The sequence below is a fragment of the Vibrio sp. 1F169 genome (assembly GCF_041439605.1).
GTDB lineage: Bacteria > Pseudomonadota > Gammaproteobacteria > Enterobacterales > Vibrionaceae > Vibrio > Vibrio tasmaniensis_A.
Map to the genome: position 1 here is coordinate 21,937 of NZ_JBGOOI010000059.1, position 6,384 is coordinate 28,320.

Here is a 6,384-nt window from a genome sequence, read left to right on the forward strand (position 1 = left end):
GGTTCGCGTTTTCTTTGGTCTACACAACCAAGGCGTTACAGTTCAAACTGTCATGACGTGCGGTCGAACATCATCATTGTATTGTTCCCTAATTGCCATAAAGCCATCTAGGTTCTGTTTAAGAGCCACAACACACTCAGGGTCGAACATCGAACCCGAGTGAGCCTCAATGTAATCCATGACTTCATCGAGTGTCCACGCGTGCTTATAAGCTCTTTTGCTCATCAGCGCATCGAATACATCGGCTAATGTCACTATTCGAGCCTCTAGTGGTATCACTGTGTTACTCAAAGCATCAGGCAACCCAGAGCCATCAAACCGTTCATGATGGTGGCGCACAATATTCTTAATGAATTGAATCTCTTCACTGCACATCGAGCTGTGGTGGGATAGGGCAACCACGTCATCAATCATCTCTTCGCCATACAAGGTGTGATTGTTCATGATGTTTCTTTCTTCGTCATTGAAACGCGCGCTACTGAATAACACCTTATCTGGAATTCGATATTTACCTATGTCGTGGAAGGGCGCATACAACCGAATTCGATGAATGAATTGGTGTGTAATTTCTTCCTTGCTGTGCGACAGAGTACGAGCAATGTGTTCACTGTATTTACCCATGCGAATGAGGTGCTCTTTGGTTTCTGGATCTCGAGCATGACCCATGTTTAAAGCAATCGCTAAAGAGGATTGAAAGTGACGTTGGCGCTCAAACCATTGAACGAAAAGGCTAGAGATCACTTGAGTGAGATAAGCGATATCACACTGGATGGTTTGGTTAGCAAAGAACCCCGCTGATGAAGCATTGATAAACACAAACCCAAGATTACTTTCTTGGTGATGAATAGGTGTTGTGTAACTGCTTTGATGACCGATATCGAGCAGGTGAGATATTTGTTTGGTTGGGCTAATGGTGGTGAGGTCGTGGATGATTCGAGTATCTAAAGACTCAGCCATTCTAGATAAAGCTGATTCTGGCTTTAGTTCTTGCTCGATGCAGCGATGCTCGGCTTCTTGGCACAGAGTATCCGAAACAAAATAATTCGACGCTCTATTTTCATTGCACAGCACGACCGAAAGCCTAGACAGAATGGGGTAATGTTCGCGAGCTAGCCGAAAGAGATCATCAACGATAGCGATAATATCTTTATCTTGGGCGGCTACTCTGCTGATTTGGGAGTAGTCAAACATGGTCAAAGCCAACCTTTATTTATAGTTATATCATTGTTTAATATCATTATTAGTAGGTTTCTATACCACTTCTAACATAGCACCTCGCTGTTAATTAGCAACACTGCGTTCTAATAAGTTTAAACTCCATTGGTAAAGTAGGGATATTTCATTCTTCTATCATGGTTTTTGTTAACTTGAGCGAGTTTGGTGGATCTTTAAATGAGGCCCTTTTTAGGAGGGGCGGCTGTATTACACGCAACATCAGGATGGTAAGTGACCATTTTAAAATTAAATTGAAAGATAAATAGGATAACGAGCATGCTTTATGCCATCATAAAGGCATAGATAAGGGCAATGGATGATATGCCCAAATGATTGAGCTAGAAGCGGTCAGTGATGACGGTGTTCTAGAGTAAATTCAAGGCCTTTAGTTGCCTTGGAAAAGGTAATGTTATGACTGAAGAAGAAAGAATCGAACTGCAACAAAACAACCCACTGCATGGCTTAAAACTAGACACCATGATCACTGAATTAGTGGATCATTACGGTTGGGAAATTTTGGATGCAGCAATGCGCATGAACTGCTTTAACACTAAGCCAACAGTAGCAAGTGCCGTTAAATACTTGAAGAAAACAGAGTGGGCTCGTGAGAAGGTTGAGAATTTCTACCTTTATCGTTTCAAGCGCATGCCTAAAGCTTCAGATATCGAATACCAGATGCCTCCGCGTTCACGTACATTCCGTCACGGGTTAGAGCCTCGTGAGCCAATGGAATTAACGGTTGAATCGATTCTAGCATCACAAGCTAAAGCGGCGTCTGCATTTAAAGAGCGTCGTGGCGGCAACGGTCGTAACTTTCGTCGTTAATAGAAATGCGTCGCTAGCAAAAGGGCGTCGTTAATCGAAAGGCGTCGCTAGATAAGCCGTCGAAATAGCCTAATCAGCTAAAGCGATAAGTATAAAATACAAAAGGAGCCTAAGTGCTCCTTTTTTAATGCGTGTTGCTTTAATCGTTCGTCTTAAGCTTCGCGGTTCTTTCTTTGATTCTTCCAAAGATCAACGACATAGACAATAGCGCTGATCAGTAAGAATAGCGCTGACACAGAAAAAAGAGCGGGCATTTTTAGAATCCACGCGAATGTGGCAGCGAGAAAAGCGACAAAGCAAATGAGTCGACTTGATGACATGACATGACCGAGTTTAATGTTCATAACGCCTCCTAATGAAGTCTCACTTTCGACAGGAGAATTATCCCACCTTTGGCAAAATAAAGGCTAAAAAATAGTCTAAATTGTTATCAAATTTGCTAATTGAAGGACTCGCCTCACACATTTTAGCTTGGCTATTTTATAGTTCATAAAATAACCAGTCGAGGGGCTTTGTCAATTCTTTATACTTAACGATTTGCGTTGTGTTTTGCTAACGAAAACCGTGATTGCTGCACGAAGTAGTTCGAATAAAAGCTAGTTGGTATAGAACCTAGTTAGCATAGAAGAAGTAAGCGGTAATCAAAAAGCTCGCGATGATCACTGTGGTGCGAACATATTGTTGTGGGATACGACGAGAAACTTTTGCTGAATAGTAACCACCGACCAATGTCCCAAACAAAACGGCGATGCCTGACGGCCAATCAATCGAACTATTCACAACAAAGAACACGATTGCCGCGAGTGATGCGCATGCCGATACCAACAATTTGATGCCATTCATCACGTTGATATTGGTATACCCTGCCAGTGCCAAGTAGCTCAATGTCACAATGCCTAAGCCTGCATTAAAATAACCACCATAAACACACACGATCAAAAGCAATACAGCTGAAAAGAACGCGCCTGCGCTGGTGGCGTGCTTATGTTTAGCTGTTACTTTTTTGAGCCATTTGTTGAGAGTGCCACCAAAGGTAAAAAGCAGAGCGGCGAACAGCAATAACCAAGGTACGGATTGAGTAAATAGCGCTTCTGGTGTGTGTAGTAGTAAAAATGCACCAATGCTGCCGCCAATTATACATAGTCCAACAATGAGCTTGAGTTGTTTGGTACCAGATTGAATTTCGTGGCGTAGAGCGTAGGCTCCGCTAATGTATCCAGCACACGAAGCAAAGGTATTGGTCGCGTTGGCTGCTATTGGTGGAACGCCTGCAAACAATAGAGCGGGGAAGGTGATGAAGCTGCCTCCTCCTGCAATGGAATTCAACACGCCACCGATCACGCCTGACAAGAATAGAATCAACCAATCCATAGTTTTAGAATCCAATGCGTTAAATGATGAATCACCTTACTTGATTTTGTTATTGATATCAGGGATATGTGTTTTTCAGGAGTCGGATTGTGAGTTTGCTACCATCTTAGAGCTACGGTTTTTTGAAATAGCTGCTACGAAAAAAGGAGCCTGAAGCTCCCTTTATTACGTTTTGTTTTTCTAAGCTAAGCCAAGTTTACACTTCAACAGGCTTCGCTCTAAAGCTCTTGAACAGCTTAACCAGAATAGGACTAGATAGAACCAATACCGCTAAAATGGTGAAGGTCATTGTGATAGGGCGTTCCCAAAGGAAGCTGAGTTCACCATCACTGATCATCAGTGCGCGTCTCAAGTTCTCTTCCATTAAACCACCTAATATGAAGCCAAGCAGTAACGGTGCGAGCGGGAAGTTGGCCAGCCTTAACGCTATCGCCGCCATTGCCACAATTAGCATCACAAACACATCCATCGTGTTGAAAGACACCAAGTACACGCCTGTGATTGAGAAGAAAATAATCATTGGCAGTAGTACCGTTCTTGGTACCGCTAGCAGTTTAGAGATGTAAGGGATTAAAGGCAGATTCAAGATAACCAGCACGATGTTGCCAAAGTACATCGAGATAATCACCGACCAGAATACATCTGGGTGCTCAACGAACAAGCGAGGACCGGGTTGGATGCCATAAGCTATGAGTGCACCAAGCATAATTGCTGTAGTACCAGAGCCCGGAATACCGAGTGTCAGTAGCGGAACGAATGAACCACTCGAAGCTGCATTATTTGCTGATTCAGGAGCCACAAGACCACGAATACTGCCTTTACCAAACTCTTTCTGCTTGTCTTTTGGTGCTAGGCTGCGTTCCATGCCGTAGCTTAAGAAAGCTGCGATAGTCGCGCCAGCACCCGGAAGCACGCCAGTGAAGAAGCCAAGAATTGAAGAACGAATCGAAACGGGCGCGACTTCTTTGAACTCTTCTTTGGTCACTTTCATGCTGCCAATATCGGCCATCTTTTGGCTTTCTTCGCCGCTGGTGTCTTTCTCTGGTTTCAAAATACCCATTAAAGTCTCACCTAAAGCGAAGGTTGCCATAGCAAGAAGTAGGAAACTAAAGCCATCCATTAGGTCTGTTAGGCCAAACGTGAAACGCTCAACACCAACGCCTTTGTCGATACCAACAGTAGATAACATCAAACCAAGAATGGTCATCATCCATGCCTTTATTACCTGACCTGGGCCTGCAAAAGCCGCTACAGCCGATAGACCTAACAACATCAATGCAAAGTAGTCTGACGACTGGAAGCTCAATGAGACGCTTGCTAGAGCCGGTGCTGCAATCAAAAGCATGATTGCTGACAGCGTACCGCCAGTGAAAGAAGAGTAGGCTGCTAGTGCCAACGCTTTACCAGCTTGGCCTTTTTGTGCCATTGGGTAGCCGTCGAATGCGGTTACTACCGTTGAGGAACAACCTGGAGCATTGATTAAGATTGATGACGTTGAGCCCCCAAATACTGCGCCGTAGTACACACCTGCCATTAAGATTAAGCCAGAAGAAGGATCTAGGCCGTATGTAATCGGGATCATCAACGCGATTGCTGAAATTGGACCGAGTCCCGGTAGCATCCCAATAAAGGTACCAACAAAACAGCCAACAATTACCATCATGATGTTCATTGGCATCACGGCGGTCGAAGTAAATGTCTAATATCTTAGTCACTTGTAACACATAACATTACTGCGGGTTAGGTCACAAAGCTATACAGGCCGGGGCGTAGCGGGGGATTCGCGTAACACATGCAATGACTGCTTATGCACAGTCCTGCCATTGTGTTACTCAGATGTGTTACTGAGCGTGTTACGCAAGTAGCAGGACTTCCAAAAACTTTAGTGCTATTGATCACGTTTATGCTGTTTCATGTTGATCTTTTTGGTAAAAGGTAGAGATTGACATTTTGGCTTTGTTTTTTAAGGAAATATTACCGATGAGTACTGATGGCACTTTTATCACGAAAGAAATTTTCGCAGATATGCTGGAGAAAAGTGTGCAAGCCGCTATGTCTAGCAATACCTCTGCGATAAGTGCTATGGATTTAACTAGTTTTGCAACACTGGCAGCGTCAATAGCAGCTTGCGTCAGCGCAGTGATGGCCTATCGTGTGCTAAAAGAAATGCAAAAGCAGCGACAAGAGTCGAGTAAACCAGTGTTAATTGCAAGTAGCAATTCCTTAATAACTAAACGAATAAACCCTGAAATTGAAGACACCCCTTTAGATTGGTGCAATATAGAAGATCATGATAATGATGAAGTTGGTCTTTGCGCGTCATTAGAAATAGCAAATATAGGTCTCGCTTCAGCCATTGATGTTAAGTTTATATGGGATATTGATTATGATGATTTTATAAAAGAAACATTGATGGTTGCTAGAAAAAGTTTGGTTGCGTGGGATATAGTTATAAATGGAGAGGAAGAACTAGTATTTCGCTATAAAGATGAAGAATTAATTTTGGATGCGGGATTTTCAATACCGAAAAAACAAGCCATATTGCCTTTGTCACAAAATGGTGTTGAGACTGAGCTAACCATACCGGATGCATATTTAACATTGGTTTCACTTTATTGCGCTTTACAAGCTAAGAATAAAGTTGAAAAAGTCAATTTACCGTGCAAAAATTTATTTTTAGAAATATATTATAAAGATATTAACGGCGTTGAGTATTTTGACAAAGTTATGTTTCTATTTAACATCTGGCACTACGCAATTGAAGACAATTCTACAAATATTAAAGACATCATGGCTTCGATCGATGCTGTTCGTTATGAATCTCATTCATAAGCCTTTAAGCCATTTTATGTATGTTTGCGGTCTTCTAGAGGCCGCTTTTTTGTATCCCCTACAATGTGTTTAAAGTGACTGTTTCTAGTGGCTTTGTTGCGTAATTCAATGGAACTAAATCAAGAACCTACGATCTGATCA

The 6,384-nt window shown here is 42.6% G+C and carries 6 protein-coding genes; 2 read left to right on the forward strand and 4 right to left on the reverse strand.

The features are described 5' to 3' along the window. Window positions 1-42: 42 nt before the first annotated feature. Window positions 43-1,203 (reverse strand): HD-GYP domain-containing protein, encoded by a 1,161-nt coding sequence (locus ACED53_RS18070; RefSeq protein WP_017101096.1) that lies wholly within the window; start codon window positions 1,201-1,203, stop codon window positions 43-45. Window positions 1,204-1,626: 423 nt separating this feature from the next. Between ACED53_RS18070 and ACED53_RS18075 the strand changes: the two genes are divergently transcribed. Beyond that, the gene (locus tag ACED53_RS18075) at window positions 1,627-2,040 is read left to right on the forward strand and encodes a VF530 family DNA-binding protein (RefSeq protein ID WP_004733589.1); all 414 of its coding nucleotides are present in this window, start codon (window positions 1,627-1,629) and stop codon (window positions 2,038-2,040) included. A gap of 152 nt (window positions 2,041-2,192) precedes the next feature. Here the strand turns inward: ACED53_RS18075 and ACED53_RS18080 are convergent, their stop codons facing one another. From ACED53_RS18080 to ACED53_RS18090, 3 genes are all read right to left on the reverse strand, one after another. Then, window positions 2,193-2,384, reverse strand: a complete 192-nt coding sequence (locus ACED53_RS18080) for a hypothetical protein (protein ID WP_004733590.1) — start codon at window positions 2,382-2,384, stop codon at window positions 2,193-2,195. 268 nt (window positions 2,385-2,652) lie between these two features. Next, entirely contained in the window at window positions 2,653-3,411 is a 759-nt protein-coding gene (locus ACED53_RS18085) for a sulfite exporter TauE/SafE family protein (RefSeq protein WP_029225505.1), read from the reverse strand. Between the two features lie 196 nt (window positions 3,412-3,607). Beyond that, a complete protein-coding gene (locus ACED53_RS18090) occupies window positions 3,608-5,083 on the reverse strand; it encodes a tripartite tricarboxylate transporter permease (RefSeq protein WP_242441560.1) in 1,476 nt (491 codons plus the stop codon). Window positions 5,084-5,391: 308 nt separating this feature from the next. Between ACED53_RS18090 and ACED53_RS18095 the strand changes: the two genes are divergently transcribed. Next, window positions 5,392-6,243: a hypothetical protein gene (locus ACED53_RS18095; RefSeq protein WP_017099076.1), complete on the forward strand. Its 852-nt coding sequence runs from the start codon at window positions 5,392-5,394 to the stop codon at window positions 6,241-6,243. The last annotated feature ends 141 nt before the right edge of the window (window positions 6,244-6,384 follow it).

What these genes read in the sequence shown, in the direction of transcription:
- ACED53_RS18075 (WP_004733589.1), top strand. Translation starts at nt 1,627, where the DNA reads ATGACTGAAGAAGAAAGAATCGAACTGCAACAAAACAACCCACTGCAT.
- ACED53_RS18090 (WP_242441560.1), bottom strand. Translation starts at nt 5,083, where the DNA reads ATGAACATCATGATGGTAATTGTTGGCTGTTTTGTTGGTACCTTTATT.
- ACED53_RS18095 (WP_017099076.1), top strand. Translation starts at nt 5,392, where the DNA reads ATGAGTACTGATGGCACTTTTATCACGAAAGAAATTTTCGCAGATATG.
- ACED53_RS18080 (WP_004733590.1), bottom strand. Translation starts at nt 2,384, where the DNA reads ATGAACATTAAACTCGGTCATGTCATGTCATCAAGTCGACTCATTTGC.
- ACED53_RS18085 (WP_029225505.1), bottom strand. Translation starts at nt 3,411, where the DNA reads ATGGATTGGTTGATTCTATTCTTGTCAGGCGTGATCGGTGGCGTGTTG.